Origin of the sequence: Paenibacillus rhizosphaerae (assembly GCF_014192015.1) — a bacterium.
In the GTDB taxonomy this organism is placed as follows: domain Bacteria; phylum Bacillota; class Bacilli; order Paenibacillales; family Paenibacillaceae; genus Paenibacillus_AQ; species Paenibacillus_AQ rhizosphaerae.
In genome coordinates this window covers 816,737-836,703 of sequence record NZ_JACHXJ010000003.1, presented here as the reverse complement: position 1 = coordinate 836,703, position 19,967 = coordinate 816,737, and the positions used below count along the sequence as shown (strand labels likewise).

The window sequence follows — 19,967 nt, the reverse complement described above, 5'->3', positions numbered from 1 at the left end:
GCAGCGCTAAAAGCTTCCTATAGCGCAGATTCGCGGATTCTTTTACAATAGAAAATAACATGGATCGTAGACAAGCGGTAGGAGGCTGAACAGGGCAGATGACGACGCAACAACATTACATCATTGAAGACGCCACACTGGAGGATTTGCAGGCGGTGGTCGATATTTACAACACGACGGTGGCAGGCAGAGTGGTGACCGCGGATCTGGAGCCCGTGACGGTAGAGAGCCGGCTGGCCTGGTTCCATGAGCATAACAGCCATCACCGTCCGCTGTGGGTCATGCGCTCCGAAGGGAAGGTTGTGGCCTGGCTCAGCTTCCAGTCTTTTTATGGGCGGGCAGCCTATAATGCGACGGCGGAGATCAGCATTTATGTGGCGGAAGAGTGCCGCGGGGCGGGCGTCGGCCGAATTTTGCTGGAAAAGGCGCTGGCCGAAGCTCCGCGCTTCGGACTGAAACGGCTGGTGGGCTTTGTGTTCGGGCATAACGAACCGAGTCTGAAGCTGCTGCGCCGCTATGGCTTTGAGGACTGGGGCGTGCTGCCGGGCGTGGCCGAGCTGGATGGCGTGGAACGGGATTTGGTCATCGTCGGCCGCAAAGTATAAGTAAGCCCGAAGGCGATGACGGCTCCTGATATGGGGTTGTAGGTTGGAATACTGAAAAGGCGCTCTGCATGCAGCAGGCGCCTTTTGTTGTGGTGAGGAGGGGGCCAACCAATCCGTACGTATCAAAGGTCCTCGTCGCAGGCAGGCTTCGCTTCGCAGCACTTGGCGGCTGCGGCGGGCGTGGATTCCGCATTATCAATCGTGACCCATTGCTCGGACCAGAGCTCGATTCCCCGGATGACCGGTTCGAGTGCCATGCCCTTCTCGGTCAGGGAATATTCGATTCGCACCGGCGTTTCCGGGAATACCTCTCTCCGGACGACACCGTCCTGCTCCAGATCCTTGAGCCGCTCCGACAACAACCGGCCGCTGATCGGCAGAGAGGATTCAATGGTGCAAAAACGCTTCGGGCCGCTCAGCAGCTGATGGATGATCAGACTGGTCCAGCGCCGGTTGATAATTTCCATCCCTTTTTCCAATTTGGGGCACAAATGGCTTGATTGCATGCTTCTTCACCTCGTTTATGATGTTCATTATATCGCAAACGGAGCGTTAAATATATACGGTTTGAAATGTTCTTTACATTCGGTGTTACCTGCTGGCATACTATATAAAATGGAATTTTTTCCATACATACATAATGGGGAGGAAAACTAATGAAGAAGCGTTTCAAATGGGGATTGGCGCTTGGACTGGCCATCATGCTGATTGTGCTGGCAGGCTGTCAGGCCGTTGGCGGCCTGGACGTCAACAAGGCAGTGCTTAGTACGCTGGATGTCAAATCGTCCGAAGCGAAGTCCTCACTGTCGCTTGAACTGGTGCCTGCGGATAGCGGCCTGACGGCAGAGGATAAGCAGATGATCGACCTGATCAACTCCATCTCGCTCACGATTGATTCGGCTCGTACGCAGGATGCGAACACCGGATCCGTTGAAGGCGCGGTGAAGGTTAACGGCAAGCAAATTCCGTTCCACCTGTCCGTTGATAAGGACAACCTGGCCTTGTCTCTTGAGGGTATGACTCAACCTGTCGTGATTCCAATGAATGGTATGGAAGGCATGGAAGGGCTCACGATGACCGGACTTCAAATGTCCAACGAAGGCGCATTGAAAATGGTGAAGGATGTCGGCGGATTCCTGATCAAACACGCGCCGAACCCTTCCTCGATCGCGCTGTCCTCCGTGACTGACAAGGTGAACGGCGAATCGGTGTCGCTGCAGAAGCTGCACATCGACATTCGCGGGGATGAGCTGGCAGGCCTGGTTAAAGGCTTCCTGACCAGCGTATCCCAGGACAAAGAAGGATTGAAAGAAATGATCTCGGCCGTCTATGACGTCTACTATCCGATTTTCGAATCTGCGTTTAGCCAGTCCGGTGAAGACATGGACGATATGGCAGCAGCGTTCGGTACGCCGGAAAGCGTGCTGAAGGATAAAGATGCGGCAGTGACTTATTTAACCGATGAGGCGCTGAAGGCGCTGAACGAGTTCCTGCCTCAATACGACGACACCGTCAAAGAAATGATGGCTGAACCTGATATGTCGGTGATCCTTGGCAAGGATACCGTGCTTTCCCTGGACTTCTTCCTGGACAGCAAGCTGCAGATCCGTAAGCAGAACATGGACCTGACGATCCAAATTCCGCAGGGTGAAGGCGTGCCTGTGAAGCAGGTGAAGGTTCACTCACAGTCGGAAACATGGAACGTCAACCAGCCGGTGTCCGTAAACAAGGTCGACACGTCCAAAGGCGTGTGGGAACCAAGCTTTATCGGTGTGACGCCGGGCGAAGTGATCCGTCATCTCGATGCGAAATCCGACCTGTACCGTCTCTTGACGGAAGATGCGAAGATTACGCAAAAGCAGATTTCGCTGACAACGCGCCAAAATGCTGAAGACGACGATGACTACTGGTACTATCCGGAAGCGATTATCGTGAATAACACGACGATGGTGCCGATCAAATACGTTGCGGATCAGCTGGATGCCCAGCTGAAATGGAACGGGGCCACGAAGCAGCTGACGCTGGTCGAAGACCTGAAGGGCACCCGGATCGTCATCAAGGAAGGCTCCAAGCAAGCCTCGATCGACGGCAAAACCGTTACTTTGACCCAGCCGGTGATCAATCGCGACGGCTCGCTGTACGTGCCGCTGCGTTTTGTAGCCGACGCCTTCGGCACGAAGGTGAACTGGGACAAGAGCGAGCAGTTGGTGACGATTGAGCGGGAGTAGGATGTATCGAGAGTTTTGAGAGCTGGAGAGCTTTGAAACTCGGATGAAGAATGCGGAACAACGTATAAGGAAGAAATGAAGGCAGCCCTGGGGGCTGCCTTTTTTAGTTGGTATAAGGGATATAGGGGGCTAGTTGACTTACGATAAAAAGCAAAGGGTATGCAACGTAATAAAAATAAATTGAGAACACTTGTACGCAGATGCCAATAAAGGTAAAATATAACTATAATTAAATCTTGGGTGGCCATGTTTCATGTTTGCTCTTTTACATACATCATAATAACAACAACTAGAGAAAGTAAAACCCACCCAAAGGTTGAGGCCGAAGGTGGGTTTTGTTCCTGTACGACTCAGAAGGGAATAAACCATCCAAGCCAATTGTACTGACCAAGTGTTCGCAGCACTTGGTCTTTATTACATATGTAAATAAGCTCGAAATAAAACTGAAAGCGCAGCCTAAATTGATTACCGATGATGAGAGGGAGGAATTGAATATGAACGCAAATGATGGAAACGAAATGAAAGAGAGCCTGGAAGACATTACGGGGATCACTTGTATTTACGTACCCGTAAATGATGTTTACGAGTCTATTCAATGGTACCAGAAGAATTTGGGGTACCAACCTGCCAACAACGACCTTGTTGAGCCTGGAATGAAGATGGCTGTATTGAATCTTCCCGATCGTAATGGAAACCTGCCTTCACCTGGTTTAAGGCAAGTTGTACCTGCATTGTTCCTTCACCAATCGGACGAAGAAGGCGGCCGATTACGCTTTTCATGGTCATTGGACAACGGCAAACCCCATGCAATGGCATGCTTTATTACTCCGAGAATTCAAGAACTGTCCAAACGATTCAAGGAAAACGGAGTGAACATTTTAAGTGAACGAGTGACAAGCGGACCGAACATAACGTTCGCTGATCCTGACGGTAACATATGGGAAGTTTGGCAGCCCTAATTGAAGAGCTAGTACAAGAGAGCTGCTTTACGAATGACAGCAGGTTTTTTGTTGAAGAAGAGGATTTTCGTATAACACCATATTCACGCTGTGTGGTATTCGCCCTCTCGGTTTTACCAAAGGTATCGAAGAAGAGGAGGCATCAGGTTGAATAGGAATCATGTATATGAAACGAACAGCGTCTATTGGGATACAAAAGGAAATGATTTTTTAAGAGCAATCGTGCTTCCTTATTATGGAGCCTTTGTTTCAGAAGAAAAATGCCAACTTTTTGGCGATGTTTCCGGGAAAAAGATGTTAGAGAGATATGCTGTGGAAACGGTCAATCCTTGCAATATCACGGGGATCGCAAAGCATCTGAACTATGGGGAATAAAATGATGATTTTGTAAAAAGAGCGAAGATGTTTCCGGTAACCTTCGTGATCAAAGCAAGAAAACTTTAAAATGGGGGCTGATTAATATAAACATCAATCGTATAGATCATTTAGTTTTGACTGTTTCGGATATTGATCAAACATGTGAATTTTATTCTCGGGTCTTAGGAATGCGAACGGTAACGTTTGGAGAAGGACGAAAGGCACTGCATTTTGGGCAGCAGAAAATAAACCTGCACGAAGCAGGCAAAGAGTTTGAACCCAAAGCGAAAATGCCTATGCCAGGCACTGCTGATTTATGTTTTATAACCGACGATCCTATACCCGATGTCATACGCCATTTAGAATATTGCAATGTCATGATTGAGGAGGGTCCTGTATTAAGAACAGGAGCATTAGGATCGATCACGTCGGTATATCTAAGAGATCCAGATGGAAATTTAATAGAAGTCTCTAATTACGATTCGTGAATATAAGAACGTTACATGTATAGACGAAGTGATACATTAAAAATTTTCAAAAGGAGCATTGATATGATAAAGCGATTTCATCATGCCCAAATCACAATTCCGAAGGGAAAAGAAAAAGAGGCCAGGAACTTCTATTGTGGAATTCTCAAACTGGCAGAAACCTCAAAACCGGAATCATTAGTCGGTCGAGGCGGCTTTTGGGTTCAGGTAGGGGATCAACAATTACATATTGGAACAGAAGATGGAGTGGATCGTCTTCAAACGAAAGCCCATCTAGCGTATGAGGTGGAAAACCTAATAGAAATGGAAAAGTTGCTTAAAACTAATGGAATTGAGCTTCTGGAATCAGTACCAATACCAGGATATGAAAGATTTGAATTCAGGGATCCTTTTGGCAATCGGGTTGAGTTTATTAAACCAATTTAAAAAATACTAATTTCAGGGAATTTATAAGAAATCAGCGTAAATCCTAAAAGCGCATTAAAACATGGAGGCGATGCTTTGAAAAATAAACGGCTGGATAGCATTCGTATACTTGTTCAAGAGATGATCCATTCAATGGATAGTGAAGTACTGCGGCAGGAAGCTTGTATTCAATTATATGGAGTGTCCAGCACTGCCTCGCTGCTTGCGAAGAGAAGGAATCAAAATCAAGAAATCGCAGCAATTAGTGGCCTTCTTCATGATTATTACCGCTTTAATACTGGAATCATAGAATTTCCTGGCATCAATAGTGCAGAAACCGTAAGACCGATTTTAAGAGAGTTGAAGGCATTTACTACAGAAGAGCAGGTCACAATATTACAGGCAATCTTTTATAGGGATTACAGAGATCTGATCCATGGTCCTCATGATGAAATTCTTAAGGATGCATATGTTCTGCACTTGTATTTTCAAAATCCGAGTTGCATTGTGCAGCAACAAGATGCAGACAGACTGCTGAAGGTTTTTCGTGAACTGGGAATTCCGGGAGATTGCATAGTTGAGGAGAGCAACAAAGAAAAAGGTGATTTCCGTAGCATAGATAAGCGAATGAGGATGGCTGAAATTGCTGAAGACCTGGGAAGAGCAAACATCATCGGATTGCCAGGAGATCCGCGCTATCGGGAAATCTGTAAATATTGGCCGGATCGAGCCATCTATCAAGTCTTACAGAACAGTTGGTGCGCTGCTTTTGTGTATCACTGTTGTTATGAAGCCGGATTTTTAATGCCGATCCGATACCCTAATGGGAAATATCGACTTGCTGGTGTAGGGGCGTTGCTGAAATGGGCGCAGCTGCCTGAAACGGGATTTTTTCATATTGATAAACATAATGGCTTTACTCCCCAACGTGGCGATATCGTAATATATGAAAAATTACTATCCAATGATTCACATGACCACACAGGGATTGTACTGGCTTGCAATGATAATGAAATTTTAGTTGCCGAAGGGAATAGGGATAATCAGAACTACTCCAGTGTTTTTTACAGAGATAGGTGGCATTGTATATTAGGATATATCCGGATAGATAACAACTATGAATATCTTTTTAATGGCACTTACAACCCAATTATATGAGTACGAACGTTACCTTAAATTAATGAAGTATTAAAAACTCATAAGCCGGAGGATCCAATATGCCTTTTAAAGAAGCATTTACTTCTTTTCCTAAGCTTGAAACTGAAAGGTTTGTATTAAGAGAATTGCGTTCTGATGATGCCAAGGCATATTACAGTTATTTCTCAGATCATGAAGTAACAAAATATTGGGGATATCCAGGACCAAAAAATATTGAGACAGCCTCAAAAACATTTACGCGGTTCAAAAACGCATTTACTCGAAATGAAATGATCGTTTGGGGAATAGCTACCAAAGATGATGATCAAATTATTGGGACATGCATATTGAACGATTTTGTTAGAGGGTCCATGGTTAACTTATCCTATAACTTATCAAGAGATTATTGGGGGAAAGGAATCATGACCGAAGTGCTCAAAACGATTATTCCTTTTGCCTTTAATGAATTGGATTTGAACCGAATACAAGCCAAAGTCATGCCGGATAACCATTCATCTGTGGGACCTTTATCAAAGGTGGGTTTTGTAAAGGAGGGTTTGCTTCGGGACTATATATTCGGTGAGTTCATTACGGATACATTGATATTCTCAATGCTGAAGAAAGATTTTACTGAAAGGGCTCTTTGATCAATTTATCAACATCAGTTAACTAGTAAAATATTCGATCCTCAAGCAGCCTTAGACTAAATAGAGCTATTTATTTATAAATTCTCCATGGAAAACAGGGTCCTGATAACCTATTCATCAGGACCCTGTTTTTTTTAGCAGAATGAATCAAGCCTTCAACTTCATTCTGCACCTCTTAAGTACGAATAGTCGAACAGGCGGTCGTCAACTCAACTCCTTAATGATTCAAGATCTTCATCTTTTCCAAGGTGGTCAGCGTCAATTGCTTAGCGAAAGCACCGCTGCCGGCTACATTCGTTGCGAACACCCAGGTGTCCTTCTTATCCGTTTCGACATAACCGACATACCAGCCAAGCCCCATATCGGACAGCCTCGAACCGGTTTTGCCATGAATGGTATACTCATCCTGTTCGTCATCAATCATGATGCGCTTGACCGTTTTCATCGTTCTCTTCTGAAAGGGCAAATTCTCTTTAACCAGCTTTTCGATAAAATCCGCTTGTTCTACGGCAGAGATCTTCAAGCTGCTGTTCAACCAGAACGTATCGATGCCTCCGCTGATGTCGCGGTTTCCATAATCGATTCGATTCACGTATTTCTGCATCTGTTCCTGGCCGATATCGCGGGCCATCGCTTGGTAATACCAAATCGCTGAATCCCTCATACCCGAAGCCAGCGAATGATCCCGGTTCCAAACCGGGAACTCTCTGACGATACCATCCCATCTCTTGACTTCGTATTCGTCGGCGACAGCTTTGACTTCCAGACCAATGAGGGCATTGGCTACTTTAAAGCTGGACTCCGGTGTAAACCGCTGTTTACTTCATTCAGGATTGAATGTGTATACTTGATTGGTGTTCAAGTTCTTGAGGACGAGCGTCCCGTGAAATTTACGGAAAGTTTGTTCCAGTTCAAGTCGATCGGAGCTCGGTTTTGCCTCGGTACTGGGCGAGTAAGCCAACGAGCAAACGACTGCAAGGAAGATAAATACAAATGCTGAGAGGAGGTTTTTCTTTTTTATCTGTAACATGGATGTATCACTCCTTGTCCATCTTATTGTGGGAATGGTCTCGATGGCCATCGAATCGAACAAGTTCCCCGTATCAAATGCATTTTGATACTATTAGTCTATGGTGCCAGGTGCTGCAAGTAAATCTGGTTATTGAAGGTTTGTACCTGTACAGATTGAAAATAGGAAGAGGGGATACATATGATCTATGCCGAGGTCATGAATCAGGTTGAACAGTTAATCGACAACGGGGAGCTAAAACCGGGGAAGAGGCTGCCATCCATACGGTCACTGGCCAAGCGGTTTGGTTGCAGTGTCAATTCCATCATCAAAGCGTATTCCGAATTGGAAAAGAAGCATAAAATCTATTCCGTCTCGAAGAGCGGTTATTACGTTGTGGAGCGGGTTCGCTCAGGCCATTCAGATTCGGCTAACACGGGATTCATCGATTTTCTGTCGGCGGGTCCCGACAAGAACGCCATGCCTTACCGGGACTATCAGCACTGCATCAATCAAGCCATTGAAGTGTATAAAGAGGAGATGTTTGCCTATTCTGAGATCCAAGGGCTGCCTTCGCTAAGAGAGGAGCTTGCCCGACACCTGCGTGACCTGCAAGTGTTCACGGTTCCTGATCGAATCTGCGTGGTATCCGGATCACAGCAAGCGATTCATCTGTTGATTTCGCTTCCTTTTCCCAATGGCAAAAAGAATATCTGCGTAGAACAGCCCACGCATGTCAGTATGATCGAATCGATCAAGTATCAGCAGGCCACGGCATACGGAATCGAAATCACGGACAAAGGACTCGACCTGGATCGGCTGGAGCATCTGTTTAAATATCATGAAATTAAATGTTTCTACACGGTGACCCGATTTCAAAATCCGACAGGCTGCAGCTATTCGAATAAGGAACGACGGAAAATTGTAGAGCTGGCCCAAAAATACGACGTTTATATCATTGAGGACGATTATTTAGGCGATCTCGATTCGGATAAGAATCAGGACCCGATGTTCGCGTACGATCCATCAGGAAGGGTCATTTATATCAAAAGTTTTTCCAAAGTGATGCTCCCCGGCTTAAGATTGGGGCTGTCAGTCATTCCGGACTTCCTGCGTGACTCATTCCTAAGCGCCAAATTCGCTTCTGATCTGCATACGCCGGTCCTTACGCAAGGGGCATTGGAAATATATTTGAAGAGTGGCATGTTCAATGCTCATATTCAGCGCATGAGATCCATCTACAGAAGGAAAGCGGGCTTATTGCAAAAAGCTTACCAAGAGAAGCTGCCGTCCGGCGCGGCATATTCGGGATCGAATTCGGGATTCTATTCGGCGATCCGGTTACCTAGTCCGCTTAAGGCTAGGACATTTATTGAGGATTTGAAGAAGGAAAACGTACACGTTGACGACGCACGAAAAATGTACCTGCCCGAGTTTGTCCAGGATTCAGTGATCCGTTTGAGCGTTTCACAGGTGGAAGAGAAGCACATTGAGATCGGGGTTCAAACTATAGCTCGCGTCATACAAGAACAACTCAACAGAGTGCATACTGTGAAGTTTAAATGATATATGAAGAAAGACGGCTTTTGAAACGTGAACTCCATATCTGTACGGGTACAGTGCCCCAAAAAAAATCATTCCCGCCAATGACGCTCAAGGTATACTCACGATACAACCTGATTCGAGTGCGACAGAATCTTTTTATAAGAATGCGGGGTGTTGGGAGTAGATTTTTTCTTATCGTTCGAACGTTATGGAGTGTACGGCCTAATTGGATGCTATCAGGCGTGGGCTTATTGGACCCGAAGATCCACCAAAGTAAAATTGCTCCCATTATGGATCTTGTTCATTGGGAGTGTTGTCATCCAAACTGCTGCCGCCTCAATCCTATGGTTTGTGATTCTGTTCCCGATTACCGAAGCGTTGCTGTGGTGCCTGACTGTGGTAACGCTGATTGAAGCCATAATTGCCGTCTACCGGAAGCAGCACCGGAAATGGGTAGGGTTATTTATCTTGGTGCTCATGTTAATGCTCCTGCTTAACCTGTTATCAAGGGCTTTTTAGAATGATTGCTCGGATGTTAGCTGTTTTGAGGCGTTAAATCAAGCGGCATCCACAACCGATTGGCTATGACGAGAAGGTCGGATCAAGAGGAGAGTGCAGGCTGAAAGATGGGAACCAATCTGGATTACTTGAAGGATTTGGTTCAAAAGGGGGGGCTCAAGGTCATCATTTAATGACTATTGAGAGACTCCTTTTTGTTATATAAAGTCACTTTGAATTTCGTTCCTTGGATCGGAGCGAGCTCTACTGGAATCAGATCCTGATAGAGCGTGTGAAAAATACCGTTAATTCTAATCAAGGTAAGAAAATCCTCTGCATTGTAGGTGCTATGGAGCCGAAAAAAACGGCCCATATAAAGATTTTTATATAAGGGACCCTTAATCAAAACTTACTCGAGATAAATAGTTTTTCAGATATTCATTTGCAAGTATATAGGGGATATAAGTGAAACTTGTAAGTATTTCACATGATCAAGCGGATATGCTGGAAGGGCTTACATCTCCTTGTCCATCCGATGTATAATCATGGAAGATGGTTCGTACAACACACGACCCGGCCTAAGATAGGAGCTATCAAAGGTCGGGTCGCGTCGCGTCGTGAATATGAGAACGTTATCTACATCATTGCAGCTTGATAGAACAGGGAAATAAACATATAAGTTTTTGAGACCTTATTGCAGGAGTAACCCATTATTTTATTCAAGGAGGCCACTACGCATGCTGAAACTATTCGAGTATAACTGGCAGGTTCGCAAAGATTGGTTAGACTGGTGCGATACGGTGAGCGAAGAAGAGCTGCTGAAAAAACGCACCGGCGGCATAGGCTACTTCCTTCCCACGCTGTATCACATTGTGGCAGTCGAGTACGGCTGGATATGCGGCGGAATACAAGAAAAAGCGGTTGAATTTCCGCCGTTCGAGAAAGTAGCCAGTGTGCAGCTGATCAAGGATTTTTCTGCACGCTGCCACGAGGAACTTGCTCCATTTGTCTATGATTGGAACGACAGTCTGGAAGACCGCGTGATGATCGATATCACGGACGAAGGGGAACGAGAAGCCCATACATACGGCGAAGTCATGCGGCACTTGATCGCCCACGAGATCCACCACATCGGTCAGCTGTCCGTATGGTCAAGAGAAATCGGAAAGAAGCCAGTTACCGCAAACCTTATTGGGAGAGGATTATTCGATATGTAAATGGAGATGTAAATTCATTACACCAGGAGGGGTGTTATCAGAAACTGGACGCAATCCCAATTTATGAGTGGAGGTATTCGAAAATGAATCAGGCTGCATTTTCCGGACCATCCATGGTCTTACTCGTCAGGGATATTGAAAAATCGATCGATTTTTATAAGAAGCTGGGTTTCCATTATGAACTAGTCGGTGGTCCGGTTGTCCAACATGTACATATGACAAGAGATAAAGTAACCTTTATTCTTCATCAAGCAGCGGATCCTGAAGATGTAAGACCCTCTTCTTCAGTTAATGGCGGACTCTATTTTGACGCTTTTTGTTATACAGATGTTCGACAATTACTAGAAGAGATTAAGGAGAAGGGAATCTCCATTGTGCAAGGTCCGGATTTGAACGATTTTTTTAGTGAATTTACAATTCAAGACATTGATGGGTATAGAATTGCGTTCGGGGGATAGGTTGCATTACTCACCATGAAGGAAGAAGAAAAGATGACCCCATTTCCCATATTAGAAACGGAAAGATTAGTCCTAAGACAGATTACACCGGAGGATTCAGGCGACCTTTTTCATTATTTCTCATTGGATGAAGTAACAAAATTTTATGACGTGGAGAGTTTTACGCATATTAAACAAGCCGAGGAATTAATTGATAGGTGGCAGCAGAGATTTGAGAAAAATCTAGGCATTCGCTGGGGGATTACTTTAAAATCTGAGAGCCGTGTCATTGGCACATGTGGATATCACAGTTGGATGAAGCATCATTATAAAGCTGAAATTGGTTATGAACTGACACCAGATTACTGGGGTAAGGACTTTATGACCGAGGCCCTTCAGAAGGTGATTGAATTCGGGTTTCGCGATTTTGGATTAAACCGAATTGAAGCATTCGTTGAACCGGAGAATGTGAATTCAAGGAAGGTACTTGAGAAAGCCGGATTTATCGAAGAAGGGATACTGAAGGAGCATTTTTATTGGAGAGATCGGTTTGTTGATACTGCCATATTTGCGTTGCTTAAGAAAGATAACATAGTACTATAAGTAGCAGAAGATATACATCAACAATGGTAAAAAACCCACCCAAAGGTTAAGCCGAGGCGGGTTGTGCTCCTACTCAACTTAGAAGGGAATAAACCATCCAAGCCAATTGTACTGACCAAGTGTTGCTGCACTTGGTCTTTATTACTTATATAATAACATAATGAAAAAAATGTTGGATTAGTTTTAGGATGTTTGAAGGATAAACGAAAATGGCAGCTTCATCACATCATATCGTTCTATTTGCTTGCCTAAGCCCTGGTTTGCGAGTTCTCTTTATACGTTATCTGAAAGGCGGTTATCCATGTTTAAATACAACATTTGCTTCCTTAAACAATACGATCAAATCCTGCTCCTTAACCGGGAAAAGCCGAGTTGGATGGGAAGGTGGAACGGCGTTGGAGGAAAAATCGAAGAGAACGAATCGCCAAGAGAGTCAGCGCTGAGAGAGATCGAGGAAGAGACAGGAATTGTCCTAGATTCCATTGAATTTAAGGGTATTGTTACTTGGATTGTAGATGGTAAGTTTACCGGCGGGATGTATGCTTATTTTGCTGAGCTGCCGTCCGACTTCATCTATGAGACTCCTATAAAAACACCGGAAGGAATCCTGGACTGGAAGAGCCTGGAGTGGATTATGCACCCGGAAAATAACGGGATCGCGGATATCATTCCGAAAAGCATACACCGATTTATAGGCGACGGTAACTGTTATGAGCACCGTTGTTTTTATGAAAATGACAAATGGACACACGATATCTTGATTGAAATGAACAAGGATATGGAACAAATGACAGATAAAGAAAAGGTGCATGATTGGTATTTTCATGAGCAGTTCACAAAAGGTCATACCTCAGATAACAAATCAGATAACATGGCATTCGTGCTGCAGCCCGAGTGACAGCAATCTATATGGTAGATTCACACTCAAATATCCATCAGGAGGATGTGTATGAATCATTTCTCAATTTCAGCGGGGGGTATTTTGTTTTACAATCATTCTGTTCTGCTGGAGAAGATTGATTATGGTGCTAATCGAGGAATGTGGATGGTTCCAGGTGGTTTTGCCGAACCAGGAGAATCCATTGAGGAAGCTGCTGAAAGAGAGTTCAAAGAAGAAACGGGTTTAGTAACCAAATCAGGTCGGGTCGTATGTCTTCGCTCGGGAACACAAGAACGAAATGGTGAAATACAAAGGAGTTTGTATATCGTTTTTGAAATGAATTTTGTTTCAGGATCCTTGATAAAAGATGAAGCAGAAATAGCTGATATGAAATATTGGAACATTGAAGAAGTGAAAAACTCCAATGAGATTATTGAGTTGAGTAAGAGCATCATTACGACAGCATGGGAATCCAAGAATGGTTTATATGCAGGGGATAAAGTAAGGACAAACAACAGTTATAGATCTTATCATTACTATCTACCCAACTAATTGTAAAATAATTTATGGTAGGGTTCCCCTGCTGTATCAGACACCACCTTTCTGTTAACAAATATGGATATATACCAAAACCATTGCGAGAAAAGGAACGAGCATATTCATGAAAAATAAAATGAATCCCAAAGTAGATGCCTATGTAGGCAGAGCCACGATGTGGCTTGAAGAAACGGAGAAATTGAGAGAGATCCTGCTAGACTGTGGGCTTACCGAGGAATTAAAGTGGGGCAAACCTTGTTACACATCACAGGGACGAAACATCGTGATCATCCAAGGATTTAAAGCCTACTTGGCGCTTCTATTTTTCAAAGGCTACATGTTACAAGATCCCCATGGCATTCTAGTTAAAACCGGGGAGAATACGAAAGTAGGGCGCCAGATCCGGTTTAACGATACCCAAGAGATCGTCGAGCTGGAACCCGTCTTAAGAGCTTATATTGCTGAAGCCATTGAAGTCGAACAATCCGGTGTGAAAAAGGATATCATTAAAGAAACACAACTCGATATTCCCGAAGAGTTTCAAAATAAACTAGATGAAAACCCTGCATTGAAAGCGGCTTTTGAAGCACTGACGCCGGGGCGGCAAAGAGCGTACGTGTACTATTTTTCGGCGCCCAAGCAATCCAAAACCCGGGAGTCCCGGGTCGAAAAATGTACGCAGCAAATCCTCGATGGCAAAGGATTAAACGATCGGTAAAATCCGGTGCGTAGGGCATAGCCAAATTCAGTTTTTAGATGGATTTTACATCTGGAAAATGCAGCATTCATCCAATCCTCCAAGTCCTTATTTATACTTATATCTGAGTATAGCTAATCACAAGGACTAGGGTGGCGATGACATGTTAAAACAACGTGACTTGCACGAATGCCATGCACTGTACAACCTGATGACGGATCCGGCCGTTTTTCCCTATGTCCGTTATCCTTGCCAATCGTATGAGGAATACTTATTCAGCACCAAGCAGTTGATCGTTGAGGAAGAGCAGGGGACGTGCATTTCCAGGACGATTCTTGACGAGATCGGCCATCCCATCGGCACTATTGATCTGTATCATATCCATCATCGAACAGGCTTCCTGGCGACTTGGATTGGGGCTCCTTACTTTGGAAAAGGGTATAATCAACGCGCAAAGGAAGCATTTTTGGCTGAACTGTTTCTTGGACAGGATATCGAAACGATCTTTTTGAAGATACGCACCCAGAACATCCGATCGAAGAAAGCAGTGGAAAAGCTGCCATACGCCAAATTAGCCAATGAGCGGTACTCACAGGTCTATCAATCGGTTAATCGTTCGCAGCACCGCTATGATTTGTACAGGGTGGAGCGGTATGACTTTTTGGAAAGCAGTGGAGGCATACAGCATGGGGTTGCTACATAACCGATCGTACAAAAATGTTATAACATATCATGAAGACCGTACTGCTGGGATGGTGCAGACGGTTTTTTTCTTTTTCAAGAGGATTTGGCGTATGGGGACCGTTTTATAGTAAGCTGGAATTACAGAAAATTTAACCATGACAGTGAGGATACGAATATGACGAAAAAGCTATATTACGAATCTGCATATACTCGAGAGTGGGAGACGCGCATTACGCGCAAAATGGAGCGGGAAGACGGAACCTATGTGGTCCTGGAGGAGACGGCCTTTTATCCGGACGGCGGCGGGCAGCCCTGTGACCTGGGATGGATCAATGCGATCCCGGTGCTGGATGTCGTTCTGGAAGAAGGAGAAATCCTGCATAAAGTTGAGCATTTTCCTGAAAAAGATGACGTTCGCTGCCGATTGGATTGGGAGAGAAGGTTCGACCATATGCAGCATCACAGTGGCCAGCACTTGCTGTCGGCCATGTGTCTGGAGGTGTGTAAAGCGGAGACGCTCAGTTTCCACTTAGGCCAGGATTACGCGACCATTGATATCGCCCGGTCCGATCTGCCTCCGCACGAGCTGATGATGCTGGAGCTGGAAGTGAATGAGCAAATTTACTTGAATCGAAAAGTAATGAGTTATTTTGTGAGTCAGGAGCAGGCAGCGGCCCTGCCTCTGGTGAAGCAGCCAAAGGTGACCGATAATATCCGGATCGTTGAGATTGAAGGCATCGAGTATAACGCCTGCGGCGGCACGCATGTCTCCGCAACGGGTGAGATCGGGATGATCAAACTGCTGCGAGCTGAGAAGCAGAAGGGGCATACGCGTGTTTATTTTAAATGCGGGTATCGTGCGCTCAGAGAATTTAATGCCGGCATGGACATTCTCGGCAGCTTGTCGGCCCGGTTCAATACCGCCAAGGAAGAGATTATGGACCGGATTGCAAAATGGGATCAGGAGCAGAAGCAGCTCCAGGCTGAATTATATGCGGTAAAAGCCGAGAATGACGCTTACCTGGCTGAGAAGCTGCTAGCCGACCGTCAGGGTAGCCTGATCAAGCATGCATTTGCTGACAAGCCGCTGAAAGATATGCAGAACCTGGCAGCCAAACTTACCGAGCAAGCGGATGTGATCGCGCTTTTCGTTTCGGGGGCGGACCATAAGGTGCTTCTCGCCCGGGGAGGGGGCAGTGAACTCGCCTGCGGCGCGCTATTTAAGCAGCATCTGGCCGACTATCGCGGTAAAGGCGGAGGCAGCGACAAAATGGCGCAGGCCGGTTTTGCCAACGGGGAGGATGCGATGGCGTTTTACCATTTTACAGGGGAGTTATTGGAGTCGGTGGATGAGGAGTAAGTTGTCTGCAAGGAGAAGGTATTTACGAAGCATGATCGCTTTGACATCAAGGCATAATTTCTTTGAAAAAACTCGATTTGAAGATGATAAAATCAAGGTGGCAAGGTCTATAAGGACAAGTTATAGGAGGTAGAACGAATGAAATGGCAAGAAGTAAGGGAACTATTCCCTAACCAATTTGTTCTGGTTTCCATACTTAATTATCGTGAGGAAGGCAACTTAAAAATAGTAGACGAAGTTGCACCGATTCGCACCATCCCAGAAGAAGATGCTAATAAAGAGTTTTTTCAAACGAAGCCTGGTCATGTCGTGTATCATACTTCAAAACAAGATTTTGTGATTCATATACGCCGGGATCCATTAATGAGATAAAGGGTTACTCGGATTGGATATCCTGAAATAACACAAGTTTATTATTGATTTGAAAAGATTAGAATTACGTTTGGAACATTGAAAAAAAGGAATCTAAGTCGTCTATGACCCGGCCAAAGAAATTAATGATCTAAGGTCGGGTCGCATTATAAATGGAAGGGAAAGATAGTATAACGAAAGGAGGATAACCCTTGACGAATCGAATCGCGATCATCGGCTCAGCCGGCTCCGGTAAATCGACCTTGTCTCAAAAATTAGGTGAGATCCTATCGTTACCTGTTGTTCATCTGGACCGATTTTATTGGAAACCCAACTGGACTCCCACCGCAAACGACGAATGGGATGAATTTGTGAAGGATGCTGTAAGCGAAGATCAATGGATTATCGATGGAAATTACACCAGAACCTTAGGTATTCGATTGAATGAAGCGGATGCCGTCATATTTTTAGATATGCCCAGACTGTTATGCATTTATAGGATCATGAAAAGACGAATCCGATACCATGGAAAAACACGACCCGATCTGAACGAGGAATGCCCCGAAAAACTGGATTGGGCTTTTTTTATTTGGGTCTGGAATTATAAGAAGAGAAGCAGATCCAAGGTTATGGAAGCGCTCGAACAGGTAAAGGGTCGAAAACAAGTCGTCATATTAAAATCAAGGAAAGAGGTACAGGAGTTTTTGGATCAGGTGAAGAATGATGGAAAAATTTAGGTTAATGTTGTGTTGTATATGCGGTATCATCAATATACATGTGGGAAACCAGATGTAAGGAGGCAGGTCATTCATTGCGATCGAAGATCGTTGTTCAACCGGACGGAGTGATCGAAGTTCACCCTGGCCAAACCACACCGATGTTCAATCCCAATGATTCCAACAAGCTATTTGTGATAGGACGTTTTATAAAACCAGACAGTAAATGAGTAGTGGCCTTTACTTTTGAAAGCAAGGAGAAGCTGTTCAATGATTACTATAAGAGAAGTAACCAAAGACGATCTGCATGATCTATGCCGTCTGTATGAGGAACTTATGGGTCAGCCTACCAATTACGAAAAAATGGTAGAGGTATATGAAGTCATGCAAGCAAACGGTAACTACCATGTCCTGGGGGCTTTTAAGGATGGAGAGCTGGCAGGGTCCGTTATGGGGATTGTCTGCCATGATCTTGTCGGAGAGTGCAGTCCCTTCATGGTGATTGAGAACGTTGTGGTTTCAAATCGTTTTCGCAGGCTCGGCATAGGAAAGCAGTTAATGATGAATATCGAGGCCATAGCGCGGGAGAGAGACTGTTATTATGTGATTTTTGTGTCTGGTGGACAGAGAAAAGAAGCCCATGCTTTTTATGAGAAATTAGGATTTAAAGATGAGAAGGTCGAGGGGTATCGGAAGCATTTGTCATGAAAAAGCGATAACCATTAAACAGAAAAGGGTGTGTCACCATGCCGAAGCTTATTGGAAACCGGATTGTTTTGCGAGAGTATAGAAAAGAGGATTTAGTTTCTATGAGAAAGTGGTGTAATGACCCGGAGATCGTAGATAATCTGTCGGATATTTTTTTATTTCCACATACTCTAAACGGAACAGAGCAATACATAAATTCAATACTTGAGGGCAAAACGGAACAAAAAGGATTTGTCATTTCAGACAAAGATACCGAAGAGTATATCGGGCAAATCGATTTGTTCAGATTAGATTGGAAAAATAGATCGGCTGAGCTTGGCATTGTCATTGGAATAAAAGAGCAGCTTGGCAAGGGATATGGTACGGAGGCCATAAAAGTGCTGCAGGAGTTTGTTTTTAACAGATTGAATTTGAATCGATTGCAATTAGAAGTTCATGATTTCAACGAGAGAGCATACCAATGTTATTTGAAATGCGGATTTAAGGAAGAAGGAAGGTTAAGAGAGAAGACGTTTATTAACGGACGTTACTCGGATACGATTTATATGAGTATTTTGAAAAGAGAATACGAGGAGCTACATCAGCACTTGATTTAAAATTTGGAGGGATCAATCCTTAATGTCCCTATACGATATTGGCGATCAACTATATTTTGAAGGTAGATATCAAGAGGCAGCTGACATTTTTAGAGAATGTATCGATAAACAGCTTGAATTGAACTCAAGCATCAACTATCTGGGTTGCTGAGAATTACAAATGGGGAACTTTGGGCAAGTATTAGGTTGGTTTGATGAAGTGATAGGCAGAGCCCCACATTGGGAAAGACCTTACATGAATAAGAGCAGGGTTTTCATAAAGCAGGGAAACCTAAGTGAAGCAAAGATGTGTTTAGATGATGCGCTAAAGATAAATCCTGAAAATGAAGATGCTTATTATTATCTTGGAATGATGATGAAGCTCAAGAATTAAGAGTAACACTGGAACGTGAAATTACAGATTCGAGGGCTCCAATTACAAAAGACACCGGCATAAAGGAGACAACATCTTGAGCCAAACAAAATTAATTCTAGTAGAAGGCATACCCGGATCAGGTAAAACCTCTACAGCTCGATATATTAAGGGGCTGCTGGATGCTCACGGTAAAGACAATCCATTGTATCTCGAAGGGGATTTAAATCATCCGGCGGATTATGAATCCGTGGCTTGTCTGGATAGTAACGTATATAAAATCCTGATAAATAAGTACCCTGAATTAAGCGAGACCCTAGATTCATTTACTCAAACCGTCAGGCAGTATCAATTAATTTACTACGGTAAATTGCAACAACAAATATCGATGGAAAAATATAAGCACATTATCGATGAGATATCTGGATTTGATGTATACAATGGATCGTTGGATCGATATCAAGAACTCATCATGGAGAGATGGACGGAATTCGTTACATATGCTCAACAATCTGAAAGAATAGTTATTCTAGAATGCTGCTTTTTGCAGAATCCGCTGACTATGATGTTCGGGCGGTTCAATCAGTCAAAACAAATGATTACTGATTTTATAAAGAGAATAGAAACGATGATTCAACCTTTAGATCCTAAAATCATCTACTTTTACCAAGATGATATAAAGTCGACCATCAACAGAGTCATTCAGGAACGATCGGATGAGTGGCTGCGCCATATTACCCGGTACTTCACAGAGCAGGGATACGGTAAAGCAAAGGGGTATCACGGTGTGGATGGTCTTTGTGAAGTGCTGAAGGTACGAAAAGAATATGAATTAGACATCATGGATCAATTGAAAATCGATAAATTAACGATAAATAATACGGAATTTGATTGGGAACCCGTGTTACAGGAGGTAAGGGGGTTCTTGGAAGTAGCGCAATGAAGGGGGAA

At 44.2% G+C, this 19,967-nt stretch carries 23 protein-coding genes and 2 pseudogenes; 23 read left to right on the top strand and 2 right to left on the bottom strand.

The genetic code is table 11. The features are described 5' to 3' along the window. Positions 1-98: 98 nt before the first annotated feature. Positions 99-605, top strand: coding sequence for a GNAT family N-acetyltransferase (locus FHS19_RS20620; protein ID WP_183583678.1), 507 nt, complete (start codon positions 99-101; stop codon positions 603-605). A 122-nt stretch (positions 606-727) separates the two neighbouring features. Here the strand turns inward: FHS19_RS20620 and FHS19_RS20615 are convergent, their stop codons facing one another. Then, positions 728-1,111: a winged helix-turn-helix transcriptional regulator gene (locus tag FHS19_RS20615; protein ID WP_183583677.1), complete on the bottom strand. Its 384-nt coding sequence runs from the start codon at positions 1,109-1,111 to the stop codon at positions 728-730. A 150-nt stretch (positions 1,112-1,261) separates the two neighbouring features. On the opposite strand from FHS19_RS20615, the gene FHS19_RS20610 reads away from it, so the two are divergent. From FHS19_RS20610 to FHS19_RS20580, 7 genes and pseudogenes are all read left to right on the top strand, one after another. Beyond that, the gene (locus FHS19_RS20610; protein WP_183583676.1) at positions 1,262-2,833 is read left to right on the top strand and encodes a copper amine oxidase N-terminal domain-containing protein; all 1,572 of its coding nucleotides are present in this window, start codon (positions 1,262-1,264) and stop codon (positions 2,831-2,833) included. 494 nt (positions 2,834-3,327) lie between these two features. Next, entirely contained in the window at positions 3,328-3,792 is a 465-nt protein-coding gene (locus tag FHS19_RS20605; RefSeq protein WP_183583675.1) for a VOC family protein, read from the top strand. Positions 3,793-3,939: 147 nt separating this feature from the next. Further along, positions 3,940-4,166 (top strand): annotated as a pseudogene (locus FHS19_RS20600) (class I SAM-dependent methyltransferase); the annotation flags it as partial. A gap of 78 nt (positions 4,167-4,244) precedes the next feature. After that, on the top strand, positions 4,245-4,637 hold the full coding sequence (locus tag FHS19_RS20595; protein WP_221224055.1) for a VOC family protein: 393 nt from the start codon (positions 4,245-4,247) through the stop codon (positions 4,635-4,637). A 63-nt stretch (positions 4,638-4,700) separates the two neighbouring features. Then, positions 4,701-5,063, top strand: coding sequence for a VOC family protein (locus FHS19_RS20590; protein ID WP_183583674.1), 363 nt, complete (start codon positions 4,701-4,703; stop codon positions 5,061-5,063). A 75-nt stretch (positions 5,064-5,138) separates the two neighbouring features. Beyond that, positions 5,139-6,200: a CHAP domain-containing protein gene (locus FHS19_RS20585; RefSeq protein WP_246426700.1), complete on the top strand. Its 1,062-nt coding sequence runs from the start codon at positions 5,139-5,141 to the stop codon at positions 6,198-6,200. 59 nt (positions 6,201-6,259) lie between these two features. Beyond that, the gene (locus FHS19_RS20580; protein ID WP_183583673.1) at positions 6,260-6,826 is read left to right on the top strand and encodes a GNAT family N-acetyltransferase; all 567 of its coding nucleotides are present in this window, start codon (positions 6,260-6,262) and stop codon (positions 6,824-6,826) included. A gap of 217 nt (positions 6,827-7,043) precedes the next feature. Here the strand turns inward: FHS19_RS20580 and FHS19_RS20575 are convergent. Continuing rightward, a pseudogene (locus tag FHS19_RS20575) lies at positions 7,044-7,634 on the bottom strand (penicillin-binding transpeptidase domain-containing protein); the annotation flags it as partial. 402 nt (positions 7,635-8,036) lie between these two features. Here FHS19_RS20575 and FHS19_RS20570 point away from each other — a divergent pair. The 15 genes from FHS19_RS20570 (at position 8,037) to FHS19_RS20500 (ending at position 19,959) form a co-directional block, all read left to right on the top strand. Next, positions 8,037-9,401, top strand: coding sequence for an aminotransferase-like domain-containing protein (locus tag FHS19_RS20570; RefSeq protein ID WP_183583672.1), 1,365 nt, complete (start codon positions 8,037-8,039; stop codon positions 9,399-9,401). A 1,214-nt stretch (positions 9,402-10,615) separates the two neighbouring features. After that, positions 10,616-11,095, top strand: coding sequence for a DinB family protein (locus FHS19_RS20565; protein WP_183583671.1), 480 nt, complete (start codon positions 10,616-10,618; stop codon positions 11,093-11,095). Between the two features lie 83 nt (positions 11,096-11,178). Then, positions 11,179-11,553: a VOC family protein gene (locus FHS19_RS20560; protein ID WP_183583670.1), complete on the top strand. Its 375-nt coding sequence runs from the start codon at positions 11,179-11,181 to the stop codon at positions 11,551-11,553. 33 nt (positions 11,554-11,586) lie between these two features. Then, entirely contained in the window at positions 11,587-12,135 is a 549-nt protein-coding gene (locus tag FHS19_RS20555) for a GNAT family N-acetyltransferase (RefSeq protein ID WP_183583971.1), read from the top strand. Positions 12,136-12,436: 301 nt separating this feature from the next. Further along, a complete protein-coding gene (locus FHS19_RS20550; RefSeq protein ID WP_183583669.1) occupies positions 12,437-13,033 on the top strand; it encodes an NUDIX hydrolase in 597 nt (198 codons plus the stop codon). A gap of 51 nt (positions 13,034-13,084) precedes the next feature. Further along, complete coding sequence (locus FHS19_RS20545; RefSeq protein WP_183583668.1) at positions 13,085-13,567, top strand: NUDIX domain-containing protein; 483 nt, start codon at positions 13,085-13,087, stop codon at positions 13,565-13,567. Between the two features lie 109 nt (positions 13,568-13,676). Beyond that, entirely contained in the window at positions 13,677-14,270 is a 594-nt protein-coding gene (locus FHS19_RS20540; protein ID WP_183583667.1) for a YdeI/OmpD-associated family protein, read from the top strand. Between the two features lie 142 nt (positions 14,271-14,412). Continuing rightward, the gene (locus FHS19_RS20535) at positions 14,413-14,952 is read left to right on the top strand and encodes a GNAT family N-acetyltransferase (RefSeq protein ID WP_183583666.1); all 540 of its coding nucleotides are present in this window, start codon (positions 14,413-14,415) and stop codon (positions 14,950-14,952) included. 156 nt (positions 14,953-15,108) lie between these two features. Then, a complete protein-coding gene (locus FHS19_RS20530; protein WP_183583665.1) occupies positions 15,109-16,293 on the top strand; it encodes an alanyl-tRNA editing protein in 1,185 nt (394 codons plus the stop codon). Positions 16,294-16,431: 138 nt separating this feature from the next. Continuing rightward, entirely contained in the window at positions 16,432-16,665 is a 234-nt protein-coding gene (locus tag FHS19_RS20525; protein WP_183583664.1) for a hypothetical protein, read from the top strand. Positions 16,666-16,856: 191 nt separating this feature from the next. Continuing rightward, on the top strand, positions 16,857-17,381 hold the full coding sequence (locus FHS19_RS20520; RefSeq protein ID WP_183583663.1) for a DNA topology modulation protein: 525 nt from the start codon (positions 16,857-16,859) through the stop codon (positions 17,379-17,381). A 249-nt stretch (positions 17,382-17,630) separates the two neighbouring features. Next, positions 17,631-18,068, top strand: a complete 438-nt coding sequence (locus tag FHS19_RS20515) for a GNAT family N-acetyltransferase (RefSeq protein ID WP_183583662.1) — start codon at positions 17,631-17,633, stop codon at positions 18,066-18,068. Between the two features lie 38 nt (positions 18,069-18,106). After that, positions 18,107-18,664, top strand: coding sequence for a GNAT family N-acetyltransferase (locus FHS19_RS20510; protein WP_183583661.1), 558 nt, complete (start codon positions 18,107-18,109; stop codon positions 18,662-18,664). Positions 18,665-18,824: 160 nt separating this feature from the next. After that, complete coding sequence (locus tag FHS19_RS20505; RefSeq protein WP_183583660.1) at positions 18,825-19,037, top strand: tetratricopeptide repeat protein; 213 nt, start codon at positions 18,825-18,827, stop codon at positions 19,035-19,037. Between the two features lie 76 nt (positions 19,038-19,113). Further along, on the top strand, positions 19,114-19,959 hold the full coding sequence (locus FHS19_RS20500) for a P-loop NTPase family protein (RefSeq protein WP_183583659.1): 846 nt from the start codon (positions 19,114-19,116) through the stop codon (positions 19,957-19,959). Positions 19,960-19,967 lie beyond the last annotated feature (8 nt).